This is a genomic window from Ornithinimicrobium tianjinense, assembly GCF_014636495.1.
In the GTDB taxonomy this organism is placed as follows: Bacteria; Actinomycetota; Actinomycetes; order Actinomycetales; family Dermatophilaceae; genus Ornithinicoccus; species Ornithinicoccus tianjinensis.
Genome location: NZ_BMEM01000001.1, coordinates 792996 through 815893, shown reverse-complemented (window position 1 = coordinate 815893; position 22898 = coordinate 792996). Strand labels below are relative to the sequence as shown.

General features: G+C 72.0%; 17 protein-coding genes and 3 pseudogenes. 11 read left to right on the top strand and 9 right to left on the bottom strand.

Annotated elements, in window-relative coordinates; translation table 11 throughout:
- Positions 1-264 (bottom strand): annotated as a pseudogene (locus IEV65_RS15555) (IS481 family transposase); the annotation flags it as partial.
- A gap of 141 nt (positions 265-405) precedes the next feature.
- Between IEV65_RS15555 and IEV65_RS03860 the strand changes: the two are divergent.
- Positions 406-1683: an IS256 family transposase gene (locus IEV65_RS03860; protein ID WP_371870158.1), complete on the top strand. Its 1278-nt coding sequence runs from the start codon at positions 406-408 to the stop codon at positions 1681-1683.
- Positions 1684-1727: 44 nt separating this feature from the next.
- Here IEV65_RS03860 and IEV65_RS03855 read toward each other — a convergent pair.
- The 3 genes and pseudogenes from IEV65_RS03855 to rfbB form a co-directional block, all read right to left on the bottom strand.
- Positions 1728-1985, bottom strand: a pseudogene (locus IEV65_RS03855) (helix-turn-helix domain-containing protein); the annotation flags it as partial.
- Between the two features lie 217 nt (positions 1986-2202).
- Positions 2203-3594 carry a sugar nucleotide-binding protein gene (locus IEV65_RS03850; RefSeq protein WP_188428258.1) on the bottom strand — a complete coding sequence of 464 codons (1392 nt, stop codon included), beginning with the start codon at positions 3592-3594 and terminating at the stop codon, positions 2203-2205.
- A gap of 2 nt (positions 3595-3596) precedes the next feature.
- On the bottom strand, positions 3597-4607 hold the full coding sequence (gene rfbB / locus IEV65_RS03845; protein WP_188428257.1) for a dTDP-glucose 4,6-dehydratase: 1011 nt from the start codon (positions 4605-4607) through the stop codon (positions 3597-3599).
- A gap of 24 nt (positions 4608-4631) precedes the next feature.
- Between rfbB and rfbA the strand changes: the two genes are divergently transcribed.
- The 3 genes from rfbA to IEV65_RS03830 all read left to right on the top strand — a co-directional run bounded on the left by rfbA (position 4632) and on the right by IEV65_RS03830 (position 6512).
- Positions 4632-5513 (top strand): glucose-1-phosphate thymidylyltransferase RfbA, encoded by an 882-nt coding sequence (gene rfbA / locus IEV65_RS03840; RefSeq protein ID WP_188428256.1) that lies wholly within the window; start codon positions 4632-4634, stop codon positions 5511-5513.
- A 9-nt stretch (positions 5514-5522) separates the two neighbouring features.
- Positions 5523-6143: an SIMPL domain-containing protein gene (locus tag IEV65_RS03835; RefSeq protein ID WP_188428255.1), complete on the top strand. Its 621-nt coding sequence runs from the start codon at positions 5523-5525 to the stop codon at positions 6141-6143.
- Between the two features lie 81 nt (positions 6144-6224).
- Complete coding sequence (locus IEV65_RS03830; RefSeq protein ID WP_229734859.1) at positions 6225-6512, top strand: antitoxin; 288 nt, start codon at positions 6225-6227, stop codon at positions 6510-6512.
- An 89-nt stretch (positions 6513-6601) separates the two neighbouring features.
- Here the strand turns inward: IEV65_RS03830 and IEV65_RS03825 are convergent, their stop codons facing one another.
- Both IEV65_RS03825 and IEV65_RS03820 read right to left on the bottom strand, forming a co-directional pair.
- Positions 6602-7069, bottom strand: a complete 468-nt coding sequence (locus tag IEV65_RS03825) for a ribose-5-phosphate isomerase (RefSeq protein WP_188428254.1) — start codon at positions 7067-7069, stop codon at positions 6602-6604.
- A gap of 29 nt (positions 7070-7098) precedes the next feature.
- Positions 7099-7770 carry a mycothiol-dependent nitroreductase Rv2466c family protein gene (locus IEV65_RS03820; RefSeq protein WP_229734857.1) on the bottom strand — a complete coding sequence of 224 codons (672 nt, stop codon included), beginning with the start codon at positions 7768-7770 and terminating at the stop codon, positions 7099-7101.
- 113 nt (positions 7771-7883) lie between these two features.
- On the opposite strand from IEV65_RS03820, the pseudogene pepN reads away from it, so the two are divergent.
- Together pepN and IEV65_RS03810 are read left to right on the top strand one after the other, a co-directional pair.
- Positions 7884-10450 (top strand): annotated as a pseudogene (gene pepN / locus IEV65_RS03815) (aminopeptidase N).
- A 156-nt stretch (positions 10451-10606) separates the two neighbouring features.
- Positions 10607-11683 carry a type IV toxin-antitoxin system AbiEi family antitoxin domain-containing protein gene (locus IEV65_RS03810; RefSeq protein WP_188428253.1) on the top strand — a complete coding sequence of 359 codons (1077 nt, stop codon included), beginning with the start codon at positions 10607-10609 and terminating at the stop codon, positions 11681-11683.
- A 117-nt stretch (positions 11684-11800) separates the two neighbouring features.
- Here the strand turns inward: IEV65_RS03810 and malQ are convergent, their stop codons facing one another.
- Complete coding sequence (malQ, locus tag IEV65_RS03805; RefSeq protein ID WP_188428252.1) at positions 11801-13927, bottom strand: 4-alpha-glucanotransferase; 2127 nt, start codon at positions 13925-13927, stop codon at positions 11801-11803.
- Positions 13928-14035: 108 nt separating this feature from the next.
- Here malQ and IEV65_RS03800 point away from each other — a divergent pair, with 108 nt between their 5' ends.
- The 4 genes from IEV65_RS03800 (at position 14036) to IEV65_RS03785 (ending at position 19585) form a co-directional block, all read left to right on the top strand.
- Positions 14036-14941 carry a mechanosensitive ion channel family protein gene (locus IEV65_RS03800; protein WP_188428251.1) on the top strand — a complete coding sequence of 302 codons (906 nt, stop codon included), beginning with the start codon at positions 14036-14038 and terminating at the stop codon, positions 14939-14941.
- 93 nt (positions 14942-15034) lie between these two features.
- Positions 15035-17392, top strand: coding sequence for an RNA polymerase sigma factor (locus IEV65_RS03795; RefSeq protein ID WP_188428250.1), 2358 nt, complete (start codon positions 15035-15037; stop codon positions 17390-17392).
- Positions 17393-17459: 67 nt separating this feature from the next.
- The gene (locus tag IEV65_RS03790) at positions 17460-17849 is read left to right on the top strand and encodes a globin (protein ID WP_188429425.1); all 390 of its coding nucleotides are present in this window, start codon (positions 17460-17462) and stop codon (positions 17847-17849) included.
- Positions 17850-17866: 17 nt separating this feature from the next.
- Positions 17867-19585 (top strand): glycoside hydrolase family 13 protein, encoded by a 1719-nt coding sequence (locus IEV65_RS03785; protein WP_188428249.1) that lies wholly within the window; start codon positions 17867-17869, stop codon positions 19583-19585.
- A gap of 10 nt (positions 19586-19595) precedes the next feature.
- On the opposite strand, the gene IEV65_RS03780 is transcribed toward IEV65_RS03785, so the two are convergent.
- A complete protein-coding gene (locus IEV65_RS03780; protein ID WP_188428248.1) occupies positions 19596-20897 on the bottom strand; it encodes a hemolysin family protein in 1302 nt (433 codons plus the stop codon).
- A gap of 27 nt (positions 20898-20924) precedes the next feature.
- Positions 20925-22244 (bottom strand): MFS transporter, encoded by a 1320-nt coding sequence (locus tag IEV65_RS03775; protein WP_268235326.1) that lies wholly within the window; start codon positions 22242-22244, stop codon positions 20925-20927.
- A gap of 60 nt (positions 22245-22304) precedes the next feature.
- Here IEV65_RS03775 and IEV65_RS03770 point away from each other — a divergent pair, with 60 nt between their 5' ends.
- Complete coding sequence (locus tag IEV65_RS03770; protein ID WP_188428247.1) at positions 22305-22835, top strand: ArsR/SmtB family transcription factor; 531 nt, start codon at positions 22305-22307, stop codon at positions 22833-22835.
- Positions 22836-22898: the final 63 nt, after the last annotated feature.

Sequence of the window (22898 nt, the reverse complement as noted above, 5' to 3'; positions counted from 1 at the left end):
CGGGCGTACAGCAGGTAGCGGGAATGGTCATCCAGGAAGTCCAGCACCTCCACCCGGGTCGGCCAGGAAGCAGTGGGTGATGTCGGCCTGCCAGCACCCGTTGGGTAGGTCGGCCTCGAAGCGGATGTAGGAGGACCTGGGACGTTTGCGCGGCTCGGCCACGACCATGCCCTCGGCGTGCAGGACCCGTCGGATGGTCGAGGTCGAGGGTGCCCGGTACCCTTCCCGGCCCAGGTGCCAGGCGATCGTCTCGGGGCCGGCGTCGGGGAGGTGTCAGATGGTCTGTGTAAGTGGAGGGGTCCTTCACCTAAGGGAGATTGACTGTGACCATGACCAAGGCGAAGAGGGACTCCCGAGTCGGAGCCTGAGGCTCGCCGGTTGCGTCGGGAGCTGTTCGACGACGACATGCTCGACAAGCTCATGGCCGCGACCGACGAGCGGGGCCTGTCGCTGACCGGCGAGGGCGGCTTCCTGCCCGAGATGATCAAGGCCGTTCTCGAACGCGGGATGGAGGCCGAGCTGAGCGACCACCTCGGGTACGAGAAGGGCGACCGGGCCGGGCACGGTTCCGGGAACAGCCGCAACGGCACCACCCCGAAGACGGTCGGCACCGAGGTCGGCGACGTGCCGCTCGACCAGCCGCGGGACCGCAACTCCACCTTCGCCTCGGCGCTGGTACCCAAGGGCGCCCGCCGCCTGGGAGGGCTGGAAGACATGATCATCAGCCTGTACGCCGGCGGGATGACGATCCGCGATATCCAGCACCACCTGGCCGCGACGCTGGGCACCGAGCTGTCCCACGAGACGATCAGCAAGGTCACCGACGCCGTGGCCGAGGAGGTCACCGCCTGGCAGACCCGGCCGCTGGAGGCGTTCTACCCGGTCATCTACCTCGACGCGCTGGTGGTGAAGATCCGCGACGGCGCGCACGTGGCCAACCGGGCCGCGCACATCGCCGTCGGGGTCGACATGGACGGCGTCAAGCACGTCCTGGGCATCTGGGTCCAGGCCTCCGAGGGCGCGAAGTTCTGGGCCGGGGTGTGCGCCGAGCTGGCCAACCGCGGCGTGAAGGACGTCCTGATCGTCTGCTGCGACGGGCTCACCGGCTTCCCCGAGGCGATCGAGACGACCTGGTCCGGCGCGCTGGTCCAGACCTGCGTGGTGCACCTGATCCGGGCCTCGATGCGGTTCGTCTCCTACTCCGACCGCAAGGCCGTCGCGGCGCTGCTGCGCCCGATCTACACCGCGGTCAACGAGGAGGCCGCGATGATGGCGCTGGCCACGTTCGCCGACTCCAACCTCGGCAAGAAGTACCCCGCCGCCGTCGCGACGTGGGAGAACGCCTGGGACCGGTTCACCCCGTTCCTGGCGTTCGGGCCCGCGCTGCGCAAGGTCATCTACACCACCAACTCGATCGAGTCACTGAACTACCAGCTGCGCAAGATCATCAAGAACCGCGGCCACTTCCCCAATGACGCCGCCGCGATCAAGCTGCTGTGGCTGGCCATCCGCAACATCGAGGACAAACGCGCCCGAGAACGCGCCAAGGAAGCCGGCCTGCCCAAGGGCACGCCCCGCAAGGCCCCCGGCAAGCTCGTCGAGGGCTCCGTCATCCAGGGCTGGAAAGCAGCCCTGGGCGAGCTGTCCTTGGTCTACCCAGAACGCATCAACGCCTACCTGTAACCGCACGTGACCCACATCACTTACACAGACATATTGACAAGCTCGGCGTCGGCGCCGGCAGCACTGAGCTGACGACGCAGTGCCACGATCCGCGCCCTGACCGCGGCGCTGGTCGTGCCAGGCCGTGACCGCGGAGCCCGGCTGCGTGGCCGCAGGCCCTCAGCACCCTCGGCCTCGTACCGGCGGAGCAGGACGTGCACCCACTGGCGGGAGACACCGAAGCGGCCGGCCGCCTGCGCGGCGCTCAGGCCTTGGTCAAGGACCGAGCGGACGATCACCAGATTCTTGTCGCGAGAGCTCATGGCCGATCCTCAGCGGCCCACCCACGTCAACGATGACCCGACTCACCTGTCAACGATCACCACCCTTCAAACGTCAACGATGACCCGACTCACCTGTCAACGATCACCAGCCCCACCGCAGGCCACCCCCGTCAACGATGTCGTGCACTCAGACACCGTCACCCGCTCCAGCGCGCCCCCGGTCCGACAAGGGCCGGGGGCGCCTCTGTGCCCGGGCTCAGCGCAGGTGCTCGTCGAGCGCCGCCCACTGGTCGCGCGGCGCGAAGCCGGTGGCGCGCAGGCGGTCGAGGCGCAGCACCGAGCGGGCCGGACGGGGCGCGAGCGGGCTCTGCGGGTCCCGACCGGCGGCATACTCGGCGCTCGAGACGGCGCGGACGGTGCCGGTCGCTCCGAGCCGGGTGAAGACCTGGCGCGCGACCTCCTCCCAGGACGCCGGGGCGCCGTCGTTGGTGACGTTGTAGGTGCCGTAGGGGGCACGGGTGCTGAGCAGGTGGGCGGTGGCGCGGGCGAGGTCGTCGGCGAAGGTGAGCCGCCCGACCTGGTCGTGGACCACCGAGGGGCTGGCGCCGCGCTCGGCCAGGGAGCGCATGGTCGCGACGAAGTTGCTGCCCTGCCCCACGACCCAGGAGGTGCGCAGCAGGTAGTGCCGCGGTGCGACGGAGACCGCGAGGTCGCCGGCGGCCTTGGACTGGCCGTAGACGCCCAGCGGGCTGAGCGGCTCGTCCTCGTGGTGCTCCTGGCTGGTGCCGTCGAAGACGTAGTCGGAGGAGTAGTGCACGAGCGTGAGGCCGTGCCGGGCCGCCGCCCGCGCGAGGGCGGCGACCCCGGTGGCGTTGGCCGCCCACGCCTCGCGGCGGCCCTGCTCGGTCTCGGCGAGGTCGACGGCGGTGTACGCCGCCGCGTTGATCACCACGGCGTAGGGGCTCAGGTCGAAGGCCTCGACCGCGCCGGGGTCGGCCAGGTCGAGCTGGTCCCGGGTGAGACCGACCGCGCCGGGGAAGGCGGCGAGCAGCGCCTGCCCGAGCTGGCCGCCGGCGCCGATCACGAGGGTGGGCCGTGCCGGCACGGGGGTCACCTCGGCCAGGCGCGGGTGGGCCCGGTCCTTCTCGGAGATCTCCGCCGTCTCCAGCGGCAGCGGCCAGGGCACGGCCACGGTCTCGTCGGCCAGGTTGAGCATGGTGTAGTCGGCGTCCGGGCGCCAGTGGTCGTTGACGAGGTAGGAGTAGACGGTGTCGTCCACCAGCGTCTGGTAGGAGTTGCCGACCCCGCGCGGGACGAAGACCGCGGTCGCCTCGTCGAGCTCCTCGGTGTGCACGGCCCCGAACGTGGGCCCCTCGCGCAGGTCCACCCACGCCCCGAACGCGCGCCCGTGGACGACGGAGACGAACTTGTCCCACGGCTCGGCATGGATCCCGCGCGTCACCCCGGCACGGCCGTTGTGGGCGACCGAGTGCTGCACCGGCCCGAAGTCCGGCAGCCCGGCCGCGACCATCTTCGCCCGCTGCCAGTTCTCCTTGAACCACCCCCGCGCGTCGCCGTGCAGGGGCAGGTCCACCACGAGCAGCCCCGGTATGCCGGTCTCGCGCACCCTGAGCGCGTCCCCGCCCACGCTCACTGCCCCTTGGCCGCGTAGGCCGCCTCGACGGCGGCCTTCTTCGGGCCCCACCAGTCCTCGTGCGCGGCATACCACTCGACCGTGCTGGCCAGCCCCTCCTCGAAGGAGGTGTAGCGCGGGACCCAGCCGAGCTCGGTCCGCAGCTTCGTGGGGTCGATCGCGTAGCGCAGGTCGTGACCGGCCCGGTCGGTGACGTGGTCGAGGTCGTCCGGGTCGCGGCCCAGCAGCTCCAGCAGCAGCCGCACCACCTGCAGGTTGGACCGCTCCCCGTCCGCGCCGACCAGGTAGGTCTGCCCGACCTGCCCGGCGTCCAGGATCGTCAGGACCGCGCTGGAGTGGTCGTCGGCGTGGATCCAGTCGCGCACGTTCGCCCCGCTGCCGTAGAGCTTGACCCGGCCGCCGGAGAGCAGGTTGGTGACCTGGCGCGGGATGAACTTCTCCACGTGCTGCCACGGGCCGTAGTTGTTGGAGCAGTTCGACAGCGTCGCCCGCACCCCGAAGGAACGCACCCACGCGCGGACCAGGTGGTCCGCGCCCGCCTTGGACGCCGAGTAGGGGCTGGAGGGGCGGTAGGGGGTCGCCTCGGTGAACCGCTGCGGGTCGTCCAGCTCCAGGTCGCCGTAGACCTCGTCCGTGGACACGTGGTGCATCCGCACCCCGTGGCGGCGCACCGCCTCCAGCAGCGTGAACGTGCCCACCAGGTTGGTCGTGATGAAGGGCGAGGGGTCGGCCAGGCTGTTGTCGTTGTGCGACTCCGCGGCGTAGTGGACCAGCGCGTCGTCCTCCCCCGTCAGTCCCGCCACGAGCTCGTCGACCAGCGCCGCGTCCGTGATGTCCCCCTCGACCACCCTCACCCGCGCGGCCGGCAGGGCCGCCAGGGCCTCCGGCGACGCGGCATACGTCATCTTGTCCAGGACGGTCACGTGGGCGTCGGTGTGCTCCATCACGTGGTGCACGAAGTTGGACCCGATGAACCCCGCCCCACCGGTCACGAGAAGTCGGCGCATGCGGTCCACCCTATTGTGTGAGCCATGCGAGGAATCCTGCTGGCCGGGGGCACCGGGAGCCGACTTCATCCGATCACCCTGGCCGTCAGCAAGCAGCTGGTCCCGGTCTACGACAAGCCGATGATCTACTACCCGCTGAGCACCCTCATGCTCGCCGGGATCCGTGACGTCCTCGTCATCACCACCCCGCACGAGGCACCGCTGTTCCAGCGCCTCCTCGGCGACGGCTCGCAGCTGGGGATCTCCCTCACCTACGCCGAGCAGCCCTCCCCCGACGGCCTCGCGCAGGCCCTCCTCATCGGCGCCGACCACATCGCCCGACACACCACCTGCCTGGTCCTGGGCGACAACATCTTCTACGGTCCGGGGCTGGGCACCCAGCTGCGCCGCTTCCGCGACCTGCGCGGCGCGGCCGTCTTCGGCTACCGCGTCGCCGACCCCAGCGCCTACGGCGTCGTCGAGTTCGACGCCGACGGCCGGGCGGTCTCCCTGGAGGAGAAGCCCGCCGCACCGCGCAGCCCGTATGCCGTGCCCGGCCTCTACTTCTACGACGACCGCGCGGTCGACTACGCCCGCGAGCTGACCCCCTCGGCCCGCGGCGAGCTGGAGATCACCGACCTCAACCGCCGCTACCTCCAGGACGGCGAGCTGCACGTCGAGGTGCTCCCCCGCGGCACCGCCTGGCTCGACACCGGCACCTTCGACTCCCTCAACGACGCCTCCACCTACGTCCGCACCCTCGAGGCCAGGCAGGGCCACAAGATCGGCTGCCCCGAGGAGGTCGCCTGGCGGATGGGCTTCCTCGACGACGCCGAGCTGGCCGAGCGCGCCGAGCCGCTGCGCAAGTCCGGCTACGGCCAGTACCTGCTGGGGCTGCTCGAGTCCGGCCGCGGCGACGCGCACTAGGCTCCCGCCATGGAAGCGCGCGAGCCCGACACCGTCGTCGTGACCGGCACCGGGACCACCACGGCGGCGCCGGACACCCTGGTGCTCGACCTGCAGCTGTCCGCCCACGGGCAGACGGTCGGCGAGGCGCTCGCCGCGCTGACCGCAGCCTCCCGCGCCGCCCACGAGGCGCTGCCCGGGAGCACGCCGCGCACGCACGGGCTCGGCGTCCACCCCCGCCACGACCATCAGGGGCGTCAGGTGGGGCACACGGCATACCAGAGCCTGCAGGTGCGCGCCGGCGACCCGTCGGCGGCGGGCGAGCTCCTCACCCGACTGGGCGACGCCGTCGGCGACGCGCTCGGCGTGGACGGCGTGCGGCAGGAGGTGGCGAGCCCCGGACCCCTGCACGAGCAGGCGCGCGAGCGCGCCTTCGCGGACGCGCGTCGGCGCGCGGAGCAGTATGCCGCGCTCGCCGGCCGGGAGCTGGGCCCGGTGGTGCGGCTCCGCGACGGCGCGCCGTCCGGGCCGGGACCGATGGCTGCCGCGGACGCGAGGTTCGCGATGGCATCCGGGCCGACCGTGCAGCCGGCCGACCACGAGGTCGTGGCCGTCGTCGAGGTGACCTGGGAGCTTCTGGCGCTCCGGTAGACAGCCCCCGTGCGCCTGTGCTGGGGTGGTGCTACCCGCGTCGGCGCCCGCCGACGCGCTGACCTGAGAGGACCACCTCAGATGGACGGATTCCTGGACAAGGCCCAGGAGCAGGCCGACGCCATGCTCGACAAGACGACTCTCGACGAGACGGCGCAGGACGCCTGGGCCGAGCACGGCGACAAGCTCGACGGCCTCGTGGACGAGCACGCCGACAAGATCGGCCAGGGCCTCGACGGCGCGACCGACTTCGTCAGCGACAAGACCGGGGGTCGCTTCGACGAGCAGCTCGACCAGGGCGCCGACTCCCTGCGTGGGGGCCTGGACTCGCTGGACGGCGAGAGCGGCGACGACTTCGGCAACGCCTGAGCGGACATGGACGAGCCCCTCGCACCGACCGGTGCGGGGGGCTCATCCATGTCTGCTGGCTCGCGGCTCGCGGCTCGCGGGGGCCGTCGTCAGGGCAGGGGGGGAAGCGTGCCGTCCTGCTCGTAGGCGCTCATCATGTCGATGCGGCGCTGGTGGCGCTCCTCCCCCGAGAACGGGGTGTCGAGGAAGGCGCTGACGATCGCGTGCGCCTCCTCGACCGAGTGCATCCGGGCACCGACCGAGAGCACCCGCGCGTCGTTGTGCTCGCGCGCCAGGGTGGCCAGCTCGGGGTTGTAGGCGAGGGCCGCCCGGATGCCGGCGACCTTGTTGGCCGCCATCTGCTCGCCGTTGCCCGAGCCGCCCAGCACGATGCCCAGGCTGTCCGGGTCGGCGGCGACGGCCTCGGCCGCCCTCAGCACGAAGACGGGGTAGTCGTCGAGGGCGTCGTAGTCGAGAGGGCCGTGGTCGACGACCTCGTGGCCCTGCTCGCCGAGCCAGGTCACCAGGTCACGCTGCAGCTCGTACGCGGCGTGGTCGCCGCCGATGTGGATGCGCATGGCCCCGAGGATAAGCCGGGACGGTCCGGTCAGCTGAAGTCCGGGTCCTTGTCCCGGGTCCGCTTGATCTCGAAGAAGCCGGGCGTGCCGGCGACGAGCACGCACCCGTCCCACAGCGCGCCGGCGGCCTCGCCCCTGGGCGCGGGCGTCACGACCGGCCCGAAGAAGGCGACGTCGTTGACCGAGACGACCGGGGTGCCCACGTCGTCGCCCACCAGGTCGATCGCCCGCTGGTGGCTGGCCCGCAGCTGCGCGTCCACCGAGTCGCCGTGCTGCACGTCGTTGAGCGCCGGGTCGAGGCCCAGCTCCTCGACGACCTCGGCGATGACCTGCTCCAGGTGCTCGGTCCCGCGGTGGTCGAGGTGGATCCGCTGGCCGAGCGCGTCGTACATCTTCTTGCGCAGGACGTTGGCTTCGTCCTCGGGAAGGTCCTGGGTGGCGGCGATCACCGTGCGCACCGGCGCCCACGAGCGGTCGAGCATCTCGCGGTAGCCCTGGTCGACGTGGCGGTGCTCGTTGAGCACCGACAGGCTCATGACGGACCAGGTGATGTCGATGTCGCGGACCTTCTCGACCTCCATCAGCCACCGCGAGGTCATCCAGGCCCACGGGCACACCGGGTCGAAGAACATCTCGGCGCGGGTGCGCTGCTGGGCCACGTCGGAGGCGGTCGGGGTCGGGGCCTGGCTCTGCTCGCTCATGCCCACCATCGTGGCACCCGGTCTTCGGGTGCGCCCGACCCGGCCTGACGACATACCCTGGTCCGGGCCGCACGGCCCGCACCACCACCCCACAGCCCACAGGAGGCACCTGCATGCCCGGCACGAACCTGACCCGCAACGAGGCGACGCAGCGTTCGCAGCTCATCGCGACGGAGTCGTACGACGTCGCGCTCGACCTGACGCAGGGGGCGGAGACGTTCGGGACGCGCAGCACCGTGCGCTTCACCTGTGCCCAGCCCGGCGCCGAGACGTGGATCGACTTCGTCGGCCGCTCGGTCGAGTCGGTGGTCCTCAACGGCCGCGAGCTCGACGCGGCGGAGGTCTTCGCCGACAGCCGCATCACGCTCACCGACCTGGCCGCCGACAACGAGCTCGTCGTCGAGGCGACCGGCGTCTACATGAACACCGGCGAGGGGCTGCACCGCTTCGTCGACCCCGCGGACGGTGAGGTCTACCTCTACACCCAGTTCGAGGTCCCGGACAGCCGGCGGATGTATGCCGTGTTCGAGCAGCCCGACCTCAAGGCGACGTTCACCTTCTCGGTGACGGCCCCGGCGCACTGGCAGGTCATCTCCAACGAGCCGACCCCCGAGCCGGAGGCGGCCCCCGAGGCCACCAACGCCGACGGCGGCGAGGTGGCGCTGTGGCGCTTCCCGGCCACGCCGCGCATCTCGTCCTACATCACCGCGCTGGTCGCCGGGCCCTACGACGTCGTGCGCGACTCGGTGACCACCCGCAAGGGCGAGGTGCCGCTGGGCGTGTTCTGCCGCAAGAGCCTGCGCCCCTACCTGGACGCGGAGAACGTCATCGACGTGACCAAGCGGGGCTTCGCCTTCTTCGAGGAGGAGTTCGACTTCCCCTACCCGTTCACCAAGTACGACCCTTCACGCCCGAGTACAACATGGGCGCGATGGAGAACGCCGGCTGCGTGACGATCGTCGAGAACTACGTCTTCCGGTCCAAGGTCACCGACGCGATCGTCGAGCGGCGCGCGCTGACGATCCTGCACGAGCTCGCGCACATGTGGTTCGGCGACCTGGTCACCATGAAGTGGTGGGACGACCTGTGGCTCAACGAGAGCTTCGCGGAGTGGAGCTCCACCGCGTGCCAGGCGGAGGCGACGCAGTGGAAGGACGCCTGGACCACGTTCGGCACCGCCGAGAAGGCGTGGGCCTACAAGCAGGACCAGCTCTCCTCCACCCACCCGGTCGCGGCCGACATGGTCGACCTGGCCGCGGTCGAGGTGAACTTCGACGGCATCACCTACGCCAAGGGCGCCTCGGTGCTCAAGCAGCTAGTGGCCTACGTCGGCCGTGAGCCGTTCCGCGACGGTCTGCGCGCCTACTTCAGCAAGCACGCCTGGGGCAACACCGAGCTCAAGGACCTGCTGGCCGAGCTCGAGACCACGTCGGGCCGCGACCTGTCGCAGTGGTCGAAGGTCTGGCTGGAGACCGCGGGAGTCAACACCCTGACGCCGCAGGTCGCGGTGGACGAGGACGGCATGATCACCGCCCTGGCGATCGTCCAGACCGCTCCGGAGTCGCACCCGACGCTGCGCCCGCACCGCCTGGCGGTCGGCGCCTACGAGCTGGAGGGCGGGGTGCTGCGGCGGGTCCGCCGCGTCGAGCTCGACGTCGACGGGGAGCGCACCGAGGTGACCGAGCTGGTCGGCACCCCGATGCCGGCGCTGCTCCTGGTCAACGACGACGACCTCGCCTACGCCAAGATCCGCCTCGACGAGCGCTCGCTGGCGACCGCGCTGGAGCACATCCGGGCCTTCGAGGACTCGCTCCCGCGGGCCCAGTGCCTGGGCGCGGCCTGGGACATGACCCGCGACGGGGAGATGCCGGCCACCGACTACGTGCGTCTGGTGCTGGCCGCCCTGCCGGGCGAGTCCGACTCCACCCTGCTGCGGGTCCTGATCCAGCAGGTCACCTCCGCCGCGCTCACCTACACGGCCCCCGCCGGACGGGCCGCGGTCGTGGCCGAGCTGGCGGCCGGCCTGCGCGCCGCCGCCGAGGGCGCCGAGGCGGGCAGCGACGCCCAGCTGCAGCTGGTCACCGCCTGGGCGGCGGTCGCGAGCTCGGCCGACGACATGGCCCAGGTCGCCGGGCTGCTGTCCGGGGAGGGCGAGCTGCCGGGGCTCACGGTGGACCAGGACATGCGCTGGACCCTGCTCAACTCCCTGGCGGCCGCCGGAGCCGCAGGAGAGGCCGAGATCGCGGCCGAGCAGGAGCGCGACAACACCGCCACCGGCCGCGAGAAGGCCGCGCGGGCCCTCGCGGTCCGGCCCACGCCCGAGGCCAAGGAGGCCGCGTGGGTGTCGGCCGTGGAGCAGGACGGGCTGTCCAACGCGGTGCTCGCCTCGACCGCTCTCGGCTTCGGGTGGGCGCACGACACCACGCTGCTCGAGCCCTACGTGGACCGCTACCACGAGGCGATCGAACGGGTGTGGGCCGACCGCACGCACCACATCGCGGAGTCGCTCGCCGTCGGCTTCTACCCGCTGGCCCTCGCCTCGCCGGCGCTGCTGGAGGCGACCGAGCGCTGGCTCGCCGAGCACCCGGACGTCTCCAACTCGCTGCGGCGCACCGTGGCCGAGAACCGCGACGCCGTCGCCCGCGCCCTGGCTGCCCAGGCGGTCGACGCCCGCAGCTGACCGGACAGGCGCTCCTGCCAGACCGGACAGGCGCTCCTGCCAGACCGGACAGGCGCTCCTGCCCGTTATCCACATCCTCCGGCCCAGGTGACCACCGGTCCACAGGTCCCCGGTCGGGAGAGGCACCTCCTCTCCTGACCGGGGATCGTCTGCTGAGTGACCATCCACGCTCTGCCTCGCCCCTTCTCCCGCTCCCAGGCCGAAGCCGCCGGACTGAGCCGACGCGCCCTCGACGAGGCACTCCGCCGTGGCCTGGCACGTCGCGTGCGCCGTGGTTGGTACGTTGCCAGCGAGAGTGATCCTTCTCCCGAGGGTGAGCGGTGGGTCACCGTGGTGGCGGACCATCTCGACCGCCTCCGTCAGCACCTGCGACGCTTCCCGGGGCACGTCGCCAGCCACACGAGCGCCGCCCTGCTCCATGGCTTCGGGGTGATGATCTCGCCGGCCACGCCCGTGGACATCACGTCGGTGGACCGCGCCCCCAGGTCCTGGCGCGAAGCGGGCCTGCGCGTGCACCACAGCGACTCCTCGGACATCCCGGTCACCACGATCGACGGGCTGCGGGTGACCGCCGAGCTCCGAACCGTCGTCGACACCCTGCGCACCCGACGGCTGCCTCACGCCACGGCACTCGTGGACGAGGTGCTGCGCACCGGCCGGCTGTCCACGGCAGAGCTGGAGACAGCGCTTGATGCGCAGAAGAGGTGGTCAGGCCGCCCGCGCGCGCTCGTCGCGATCGAGCTGAGCGACCCCCGCCGCGAGACCTGGCTCGAGTCCTACTCGGACGTCTCCCTCTACGAGCACGGAGTCCCGCTCCCCCTCCCCCAGGTCAACATCTTCGACGAGGACCGCGTCTTCCTCGGCCGTGTCGACGGGCTGGACCCCGAGCTTGGCGTCTTCCGGGAGGCCGACGGCCTGGGCAAGTACTTTGCCGACGCCGGCACCACGAGCCCGGAGGAGTCCGTCCTCGAGCACCTCGGCCAGGAGCACTCACGCCATACCCGGCTGGAGGCACTGGGGCTGCGCGGAGCTCGCTGGATGGCCAGCGAGGTCATGGAGGACCCCGAAGGAGTCGCGGCGCGGGTGAAGGCGCTCCACCGCGCGCCCGTTCCCCCGCTCTCCGGGTATGCCGAGTGGGACGGTGAGCTGCGTCGGCTCCCCTTTTCGGTCGAACGGACTCCGGTCAACCTCGAGAAGGCGCGGACCCGCCGTGAACGCCGGCCGCGCACCTGAGCCGGTGGCAGTAACGCCTGTCCGGTCGGTGGTGGGGTGCGGGTCCGGTGGCAGTAACGCCTGTCCGGTCAGTGGGGGTGCGGGTCCGGTGGCAGTAACGCCTGTCCGGTCGATGGGTCAGTCGGCCCGGGCGACCGTCCTGGCGAGGCGGCGGGCGGACCGCCACGTGAACAGCTCCTCCAGCAGCACCCGGCTCCCGTCGGGACCGGCGAGCGGCACGCGCCAGTTGGGGTACTCCTCGTCGGTGCCCGGCTGGTTGATCACGCGCTTGTCGCCTGCCAGGTCGCTCACGCTCACGCCGATGAGCTTGGCCGGTGTGCGCGTGAGGAAGCTGTGCAGCGCCTCGACCTGGTCCGGGACGCCGGCGCCGGGGCGCAGCAGCCCGCGCCGGCGCAGGTCGGCCAGCACCTCCTCGCGGGAGCGTTCGTCCTCCGCGCGCTCCTCCTCCAGGGTGCGCTCGAGCAGGCCGAGCCGGTGCCGCAGGTCGATGTGCACGCCCTCGAGATAGCCGGCTGTCGGCGGCAGGTCGTGCGTCGTGACCGTCCCGAGGCACAGCTCACGCCAGCTCTCCGGGTCGAGCAGAGCACCGTCACCGTCCCAGTCGCGCTCGAACCACAGGATGGACGTGCCCATCACGCCGCGGCCGGCGAGGTAGTCGCGCACCCACGGCTCGACCGTGCCGAGGTCCTCACCGACGACGACGGCCCCCGCACGGTGCGCCTCCAGCAGCAGGATGCCGATCATCGCGTCGTGGTCGTAGCGCACGTAGGTGCCCTGGAAAGGCTTCATCCCCTCCGGGATCCACCACAGCCGGAACAGGCCGATCACGTGGTCGACCCGCAGCCCGCCGCTGTGGCGGAGCGCGGCGCGCACCATGTCTCGGTATGGCGCGTACGCCAGCTCGGCCAGCTTGTCGGGCCGCCACGGCGGCTGGCTCCAGTCCTGGCCCATCTGGTTGTACTGGTCGGCGGGCGCTCCGACGGTGACCCCGCGCGCCAGGGCGTCGCCCAGGCCCCAGGCGTCCGCGCCGTCAGGGTGCACACCGACGGCGAGGTCGGAGATGACGCCGATCGACATACCGGTGTCGACGAGGTCACGCTGCACCCGGGCGAGCTGCTCGTCGAGGATCCACTGCAGCCAGCAGTGGAACTCGACCTCCTCTGCCCACTTCTCGCGGAAGGACTCCACGGCCGCGCTCCGCGGGTCCTGCAGCTCGGCCGGCCACTGGCGCCACCAGGTGCCGTGGACCTGCGAGAGGGCGCACCACGTGGCGAAGTCGACGAGGCCGCGACCCTCCCGCTCGACGAAGGCGTGGAAGTTGCGGTCGCGGCGCAGCGAGCGCCGCTGCTTGAAGATCATCCGGAGAGCCGCCTCCTTGGCCATCCAGACCGCGTCGCGCTCGAGGAACTCCAGGTCGAGGTAGCGCTTGGCGTCGTCCGCGTGCCACTCCACGAGCTGGCGCTCCGCCGCCGAGAGGTAGGCCACCTCGGGCACGTCCTCGATCCGGATGTAGAGCGGCGAGACGAAGCGTCGGCTCGTCGGCAGGTAGGGGGACGGCTCGATCGGCGGCACCGGCTCGGCCGCGTGCAGCGGGTTGACCAGCACGAACTCGGCCCCCAGCCCGGCGGCCCAGGCCCCCGCGTCGCCGAGGTCGGCCAGGTCGCCGATCCCCCACGACTCGGCCGACCGCATGGCGTAGAGCTGCGTCATGAGCCCCCAGCTCTGGGCCCCCTCCGGCGCCAGCGACTCCGGGAGCGCGATCGCGGCCGGGGTGACGACGAGGGGCATCGTGTGCACCTGCTGGTCGCAGGAGACTTCGACGGTGTGCCAGCCCAGCGGCAGACGGGTGCCCAGGTCCAGCGCGACCCGGACGGTCGTCACCCCGCCCATCACCCGTGCCTCGCGCTCCCGCTCCAGCGCGCCGAGCTTGCGACGCCGCCCGTCCTCGAGCACCACCCGTGCGGTGAACTCCTTGCCCTCCGGCACGTTGACCAGCACCTCGGGCGCTTGCCCCTCGACGACGACGACCACGGGGGGCAGCGGTCGGCGCCAGGCCCGCTCCTCGACGTCGGCGAGCGCCGACTCCACCTGCCCCGGGGTCTGTGCCTGCACACCGAGAGCCTCGAGGACCGCCAGGACCGTCTCGGCGGCGACGTCCACGTGCCGTCCCTGCCAGTCCCAGAACTCAGTGGCCACGCCGTGGGCGGCGGCGAGCTCGGACAGACGGGGGGTCAGAGCGGTCACGAGGACGACCTTTCGGGTGGACGCGCAGGAGGGGGTGCCAGACCCATTTTGACAGGCCGGTCCCCGGGATCCGGCATCCCGCGCTGGCGAGCCGGGACAATGGACGCCATGCCGAGCCTCGCCAACCCCTTCACCAGCTGGGACAGCGCCGCGGACTGGCTGGTGGGGACGCCTCTGCGGATCGTCGTCATCCTCGTCGGCGCCCTCGCCGTCCGCTGGGTCGCCCACCGCTCGATCCGCACCGTCGTGGCCCATGCCGTCGACCGGGCCGACGACCACGAGCGCACCAGCTTCGAGCGGATGATCGACCGGGCCGCCGGCGTCAACCTCGAGCGGCGCCGTCAGCGGGCCCTGACCATGGGCTCGTTGCTGCGCAGCACGGCCACGTTCGTCATCGCCACCATCGCCCTGCTCACGATCATGGCCGAGCTCGGTGTCCCCCTGGCGCCGCTGCTGACGTCGGCCGGCATCGGCGGCGTGGCGCTCGGCTTCGGCGCGCAGTCCCTCGTCAAGGACTTCCTGTCCGGGATCTTCATGATCATCGAGGACCAGTACGGCGTCGGCGACGTCATCGACACGGGCGAGGCGATCGGGACCGTGGAGGAGGTCAGCCTGCGGGTGACCCGGCTGCGCGACGCCAGCGGCGTCGTGTGGTTCATCCGCAACGGCGAGATCGTGCGCATCGGCAACAAGAGTCAGGGCTGGGCGATGGCGACGGTCGACATCCCGGTCGCCTCGGCCGAGAACCCCGAGCGCGTCATCGCCGTGCTCCGGCAGGTGGCCGACGAGGTCTACGCCGAGGAGTCCTGGGCCGACGTCCTCCTCGAGACCCCCACGGTCGCGGGGGTGGAGTCGGTCACCGGAGGGACCATGCTGGTCCGTCTCTTCGCCAAGACGCGACCGGGCGAGCAGTATGCCGTGCCGCGCGAGATCCGCGAGCGCGCCCTGCGCGCGTTCGAGGAGGCGGGGATCCGGGGCCCGGTCGTCGCGCCCTACCAGGGTCCGCAGATCTGAGGCTGTTCCGGCGTGCTCGGAGCCCTCACCGTGCTGTCGCGGATGGCGCCGTCGCGGATACCGCCGCGACCTGCGGGGTGAGAGGATCTGAGGATGGCAGGGAGGCCTGGCCCTGAGTTCGACCGTGAGGGGCTCGTGCGCGCCCATGCCCCGACCCTGCACCGCGTCGCGCTCATGCTCGCCGGGCACGCTGATGGCGCAGAGGACCTGGTGGCGCAGGCCGTGCGGTCGTCAGGCGAGGGGTCGCCGTCCACGCTCGACGAGCTGCTGACACGTATCGTCCGGGAGCACAGACGCCGCAGCCGCCGGGCGGGACGTGACCGTCTCAGGTTGAGGGCGCCGTCGGGCGGGGACGCCGGCGACGTCCTGGACTCCCTCGACGCCACGGCACGGGCAGCCGTCGTCCTGCACTTCGGCGCAGGGTGGCCGACGGAGCGCGCTGCCCGCGCGGCGGGGATACGCCCCGCGCGGTTGGCCCACCTGCTGCGGACCGCCGACCTGGACCGGGCCGTCGCCGCCCTCGCGGACAGCGAGGACCGGTCAGAGCCCGAGCTCGTGCGCCAGCTCCTCGATCGGCTCCCCCCGAGCAGCCCGGCGGGCCCGCCCGAGAGTGCGGCGGAGGTCGGCAGCGCCCAGCACGTCGCAGGAGGCGGACAGGACCCGACGGAGACGGCATACCGGAGGAAGTCGCGGACCAACCGACGGCGAGCGGTCGCGGCGACGACCGCGGCCCTCGTCGTGGGCGGCACGGTCGTCGCCCTGGGCGGCGGGGAGACGCGACCTGAACCGCCCCCGCCGGACGGCCCGTCGCTGGCTGAGCGGGGGTGGGTGCTGGGACCGGACGGTGAACCGCCGAGAGGTGTCGACGGGATGCGGCTGCTGGGAACCGCGACGGTCGACCAGGGCGACCGCTACGCGCCCTTGCGGGTGCCGTTCAGCCAGGACGGCGGGAGCGCCGTGTGGGCGGTGCTGTGGTGCGACCTGATCGCGCCTGAGGACCCCAATGTGGCGCTCCCGAGCGTCACCCTCGACACGCAGGGCGCCGAGGTGTCGCTTCGCTGCGCGGGCAACGACGGCCTCCCGGCGGTCGACCGGCTCGTGCCCCTGCCGGCCAGCGGGTCCACCCTGACCCCGACCGCCTGGACCGGGGACCTGCCCGCCGAGGGTCAGGCGACACTGGCCTTCTACGCCGAGCACGACACCGTCACCCACGTCGAGGGCACCGGGGCCGTCCCCGCGCCAGGGCCGTCCGAGGTGACCGTCACCCAGGTCGACGAACGCTGGTGGATCTGGAACGGCGACGTGCGCACCGACCTGGTGGAGGTGGGCCACGACTCGGACCTCACCGTATGGGCCGGAACCAGCCTGGTGCTGGGTGTGCTCGTGGACGGCGTCCGGCTGACGGACGACGGCGACCCCAAACCCTGGGACCCGCCTGCGAGCGGGAACTGGAAGGAGCAGGACCCGGAGCTCAGGCAGGGCTTCTGGACGGTGGCCACCGGTGACCGGAGCCGCACCTTCGCGCTGCCTGCGGAGGTGCGACCGGCCGTCGGGCAGCGTCGGACGGTCGCGGTGACGACGGTGACCGGCGGGGGGTCCGACCCGAGGGCGCGCTGGCAGGTGCGGGTGAGCCGTGCTTCGCGCGTGCCGGCCGAGGCCGCGAGCGTGCCACTGCGACCCGGCCGCGGGTGGATCGACCCCGACCTGGTGCCGGACGAGATCGGGGGATACCGGCTGGCGGGCAGGTGGCTGGTGCCCGCGGACGGTATGGCGCGGACCGTGGACCTGGCGGCCCAGGACCTCGCGAAGCTGCGCCCCGTCATGCTGGCGGACGATCCCATCGATGACTGGGGTGACGACCCTGCCTCCATGCCCGTCCTCGCCTCCTCCGCAGGCCTGACAATGATGGGTCCTTACGCGATAAGCGTGGCCGAGGCCTGGTGGTCCGAGGCCGTGGCGTGGTCCGACGGACGGCCTCCCCCCGACCTCGAGGACGGCGTGGTCAAGGCTCTGCTCCCGGCCGAGCCCGGGCACCCGACACGGACCGTCCTGGCCTACCTGCCGGTCTCCTACGACGACTTCGACTTCGACGCCGCACCGCTGACGGCGAGCTCGTGGCCCGCGGGCACCGCGTCGCCCTACGGGACGCCGTCCGAGGGGGGTCCTCAGAGAGTGGCGGAGCTGGTCGGCGACGCCGACGACCGCCTCAGCTTCCAGGTCCCGCACGGCGGCGGGATGCTGGAGGTGACCACGCAGGGCAGGGGGCGGATGCGCGTCCTCGTCGACGGCCGCCCCTGGACGGACCCCGCACCTGCGCACGACGGGTGGTGGTCGAGCTGGACGAGCAGGCACGTCACCTCGGTGGTGTGGAACCTGCCGCCGGGTGCCACGGCGGTCCTGGAGGTGGAGGGCTGGGAAGAGGGCTTCTCGGTCGACCTGCTCGCCTGGTAGTCCCACCCACTGAGAGACTGGGGCGGTGACCCAGCCTGACCAGAGCACCCAGGACCCGATCTCGGCGGTGCCCCAGCAGACCTTCTTCGATCGCGTCGGCGGCCACGACACCTTCCGCCGCCTGGTGCACGAGTTCTACCGGGGCGTCGCCGCCGACGAGCCGCTCCGTGCGATGTACCCCGAGGAGGATCTCGGCCCGGCCGAGGACCGGCTGCGTCTCTTCCTCGAGCAGTACTGGGGCGGTCCCACCACCTACTCCGACACGCGCGGCCATCCGCGGCTGCGCATGAGGCACGTGCCGTTCGCGGTGACCCCCGACATGCGTGACCGCTGGCTGAAGCACATGAACGCCGCCATCGACTCGATCAGCGACCGTCTGGACGCGATGGACGAGCACCAGATGCGCGCCTACATGGCCCACGCCGCGCAGGCGATGGTCAACTCGTTCGGAGACTGAGCGCGCACGGCATACCCTTGACGGTCGTGACTTCCGCCACGCCTCACGGCCCTCTCTCCCACGACGCGCCCTGGTGGCGCCACGCCGTCATCTACCAGGTGTACCCGCGCAGCTTCGCGGACAGCAACGGCGACGGCGTGGGCGACCTGCCGGGCATCACCTCCCGCCTGGAGCACCTCGCGGGCCTCGGGGTCGACGCGCTGTGGCTCAGTCCGATCTACGTCTCGCCCATGGCGGACGCCGGGTATGACGTGGCGGACTACCGCGACGTCGATCCCCTCTTCGGGTCGCTGGCCGACGCGGACGCGCTGATCGCCCGCGCCCACGAGCTCGGGGTTCGGGTGATCGTCGACCTCGTGCCCAACCACACCAGCGACGAGCACCGGTGGTTCCAGGCGGCGTTGGCCGCCGCGCCGGGATCGGCCGAGCGCGCCCGCTACCACTTCCGCGACGGGCAGGGCGAGCACGGCGAGGAGCCGCCGAACAACTGGGCCTCCGTCTTCGGTGGCCGCGCCTGGACCCGCGAGACCCGCCCCGACGGGACCCCGGGCCAGTGGTACCTGCACCTCTTCGACAGCAAGCAGCCCGACCTCAACTGGGGCAACCCCGAGGTCGTGGAGGAGTTCGAGTCGATCCTGCGCTTCTGGCTCGACCGCGGCGTCGACGGCTTCCGGGTGGACGTGGCGCACGCGCTCGTCAAGCACCCCGAGATGCCGGACTGGCACGAGAAGGCCGTCATGGCCGGCAGCGAGGGCGAGGCCGAGCACGCCAACCTCGGTCCGATGTGGGACCAGGACGGCGTGCACGAGATCTACCGGGGGTGGCGCCGCGTGCTCGAGAGCTACAACCCCGAGGGTGACCCCGCGCAGGACCGGATCCTGTGCGCCGAGGCCTGGCTGCCCAACCAGGAGCGGACGATGCGCTACGTGCGCCCTGACGAGATGCACCAGGCCTTCAACTTCCACTTCCTGGAGTGCGCCTGGCGGGTCGAGGACCTGCGCAAGGTCATCGACGACTCCCTCGTGGCGGCCGACGCGGTCGGCGCCCCCACCACGTGGGTCCTGTCCAACCACGACGTGGTCCGCCACGCCTCGCGCCTGGGGCTCCCGGTCGGCGCCCGACGGCCCAACGGGATCGGCCCGTCCAGCCGCCAGCCCAACGCCGACCTGGGCCTGGCCCGGGCGCGCGCCGCGACCGCGCTGATGCTCGCGCTGCCCGGCTCGGCCTACCTCTACAACGGTGAGGAGCTCGGCCTGCCCGACGCGACCGCCCTGCCGGACGAGGTGCGCCAGGACCCGGCCTTCCACCGCACCGGCGGCGAGGAGATCGGGCGCGACGGCTGCCGCGTGCCGCTGCCGTGGCAGGCGGACGCACCCGGCTACGGCTTCGGGCCGGGCGAGGACGGAAGGACGTGGCTGCCCCAGCCCCTCGGCTACGGCCCGCTGGCGGTCGACCGCCAGGTGGGTGTCGAGGGCTCGACGCTCGAGCTCTACCGCACCATGCTCGGCCTGCGGCGTCGGCACGACCTCGGGGTCGGCGGCCTCACCTGGCTCGACGAGCACGGCGAGGACGTCCTGGCGTTCGTCAACGCGCGCGAGGACGGTCCGCCGGTGACGGTGCTGACCAACCTCGGCAGCGCGCCCGCGGCCCTGCCGGCGCACAGCGAGGTCTTGCTCTGCAGCGGACGGCTCGTCGACGGCGAGCTCCCCCCGGACACCACGGTCTGGCTGGTCTGAGGCCCACGCCTCACCCGACCCCAGGGACCTCGCGCGTCACCTCGACCTGGCGGATCCGCATACCCTCCATCTCGACGACCCGCAGCAGGACCCCGGCGACCCTGACCTCGTCCCCCTCCCGGGCGACGCGGCCCAGGCGGTCGAGCACGAGCCCGGCGACCGTCTCGTAGCCCCCGTGGGGCAGGTTGAGCCCCAGCGCGTCCTCGAGCTCCTCCACGATCAGGCTGCCCGATACGCGCGCTGTGCCGCCCTCGCGCACGAGCGAGTCCTCGGGGTCGGGATCGGTGTCGTACTCGTCGTAGATCTCCCCGACCACCTCCTCCACGAGGTCCTCGATGGTCACGATGCCCTCGGTGCCGCCGTGCTCGTCGACGACCAGCGCCAGGTGCTGCTGGGTGTCGCGCAGGAGCTTGAGGGTCGGCAGGACCGCCTTGGTCACCGGCAGCGCGGTGATCTCGCGCACGAGCTGCCCGACCCGCACGCCGGCCCGCTTGTCGTCGTCGATCGTCAGCATGTCGCGCACGTGCACGAAGCCGAGCACGTCGTCGATCGACTCCCCGATGACGGGGAACCTGCTGTGGGTGGAGGTCCGCACCAGCTCCTCCAGCTCCTCGACGGTCTGGTCCGCTCGCACGACCTGGACGTCGGGCCGCGGCCGCAGCACGTCCCCCAGCGTGCGCTCGGAGGCGCGGAAGACGTCGGCGAGGATCTCGCGGCTGTAGGGGCGCAGGTCGCGGTTGTCCTCGACGACCCTGCGCAGCTCCTCGATCGACATCTCCTCGTGGGTGGCGTCGGGGTCGCCCCCGAGAGCCCGCACCACGAGGTTGGTCGACACCGACAGCAGCCAGATGACCGGCTTGAGCACGGTCGCGAAGCCCCCGAGTGGAGGGGCGAGGACCCTGGTGAAGCCGACGGACCGCTGCATCGCCAGCCGCTTGGGGACCAGCTCGCCCAGGACGAGGGAGAGATAGGCGATGACCAGCGTCATCAGCACGAGCGCCAGCGTGTCGGACAGGCCGTCCTCCACGCCGAGGCCCTGCAGCCAGCGGGCGACGTAGGGCGCGATCGTCGCGCCGCCGAACGCGGAGGAGAAGAACCCTGCGACGGTCACTCCGACCTGGACCGCGGAGAGGAAGGTGTTGGGGTCGCGCACGAGGCGCGCGATCCTCGGTCCACTCCCCCCGCCGCGCTCGATGTCGTCGACCTGGCTGGGCCGCAGCGAGACGATCGCCATCTCCGTCGCGGCGAACACTCCCCCGACCAGCACGAAGAGCAAGACGAGCGCGATGTTGGTCAGCAGCGTGGCATCCATGCCTGCGAGGGTATGGCGAGGCGCCCCTCAGTCGCGCGCGTGCGCCCCGTCCTCGGTGGGCTCTTCCTCGACGGCGGCGCTGGCGGCGAGCGCGTCGAGCTCACGCGGCAGGTCGCGCATCCCGGGCAGCGGTGACAGCACGACGGGCAGGGCGGCCGACAGCCCGAGCGCCGCGAAGGCCCACATGGTCGGCACGACCCCCAGCTCCCGACCGAGCAGACCTCCGAGGAAGGCGCCCACCGGCATCGGTCCCCACACGAGGAAGCGGATCGAGGCGTTCATCCGGCCGAGGAGCGGCTTGGGGCAGAGCCGCTGCCGGAAGCTGACCTGGGCGATGTTGTAGACGACGACGGCCCAGGACATGACGAACTGGCCGACGAGCAGGGTCGGGACGGCGGGCAGCACGCTGGCCAGCGGCACCGCGAACATGGCGGCCCCACCGAGCGTGGCCGCGAGCGGGATCGCCCGCCCCTCGCCGACGAGCCGGCCGAAGGGGGCCGAGCTCACGGCCCCGAGCAGCCCGCCGACCGCACCCACCGACATCACCACGCCCAGGGTCGTCTCGGAGAAGCCGAGGGTGCGGATCGCGTAGAGGACGAACAGCGCGAAGATCGCCGACGAGGCGAGGTTGGACAGGCCGGTGCAGGCCACGATGCGGCGCAGCAGAGGGTGCCCGAGCACGAACGACATACCCTCCTTGATCTCCTCGAGGAGGGGCCGGCGCGCGGCCGGGTCGTGCGGCTCCTCGCGGTGCCGGATGCGGCTGACGAAGAGGGACGACAGGCCCATGCAGACGGCGGTGACCGCGATCGTCAGCGGCGAGCCGACAAGCCGGACGAGCGCCGACGCCGCCGCGGGGCCGACGACCTGAGCGGTCTGCTGGCTGGCCTGGAGCTTGCCGTTGCCGTCGCTGATCTGGTCGCCGTCGACGATCTCCGGCAGGTAGGACTGGTTGGCCACGTCGAAGAACACCGTGATGCAGCCGACCGCGAAGGCGACGACGTAGAGCTGCCACATCGTCAGCGCGTCGAGCAGCCACGCGACCGGCAGGGTGATGAGCAGGGCAGCGCGGAGGAGGTCTCCGAGGACGATGACCAGCTTCTTGCGCCAGCGGTCGACCCAGGCCCCTGCGGGGAGGCTGATGAGGAGGAAGGCGAGCGACTCGAGCATCGCGAGGACGCCCATCTCGAAGGCGTCGGCGTGGAGCAGCTGGACTGCCATGAGCGGCATCGCGAACATCACGAACTGGGCCCCGAAGACCGAGACCGTGTCGCCCATCCACAGCTGGCGGAAGTCGTGGTGGCGGAAGAGGCTGCGCGTTCCTGCGGCGGGCGTTGCGGTGGTCACCGGATGATCGTGCGGGAGTGATTGGGATTTGTCAATCACTCGTGTGACAGACTGCGCGGTATGTCGTCGACGGTCGCCTCGGAGCCGTTCGAGCGGCGCCAGGCCACGGACGCCGAGAAGCGCGCGCTGGCCTCCGCGCTGCGCCTGCGCATCCTGCGGATGTGCCTGGACGAGGCGCTCACCAACCGCGAGATCGCCGAGGTGCTGGACAAGAACCCGGCGACGATCCTCCACCACGTCCGCACCCTCGTGGACACGGGATATCTGCAGGCGCTGGAGCCCCGCCGGGGACGGCGCGGGGCTCGGGAGATCCCCTACCGGACGACCGGCAAGTCCTGGTACACCTACTCCGAGGACTCCGCCGCGCCCATGCTCGAGGCCTTCCTGGCCGAGGTCGCGACGCTGCCGGAGACCCAGCGGGGCATGACCCGGCTGGGCCTGCGCCTGCCGCCCGAGGAGATGGAGGAGTTCCGGCGGCGGTTGTTCGAGCTGCTCCAGGAGTTCCACGACCGCCCGCGCGACGTCGACGCCGAGCCGTGGTCCCTCTTCCTGGCCCTGCACCCCGACACGAGCCAGCGCCGCCGCCCCTGACCGGACAGGCGTTGCTGCCGCACCGGACAGGCGTTGCTGCCAGCCCAGCCACAGCCCCCACCC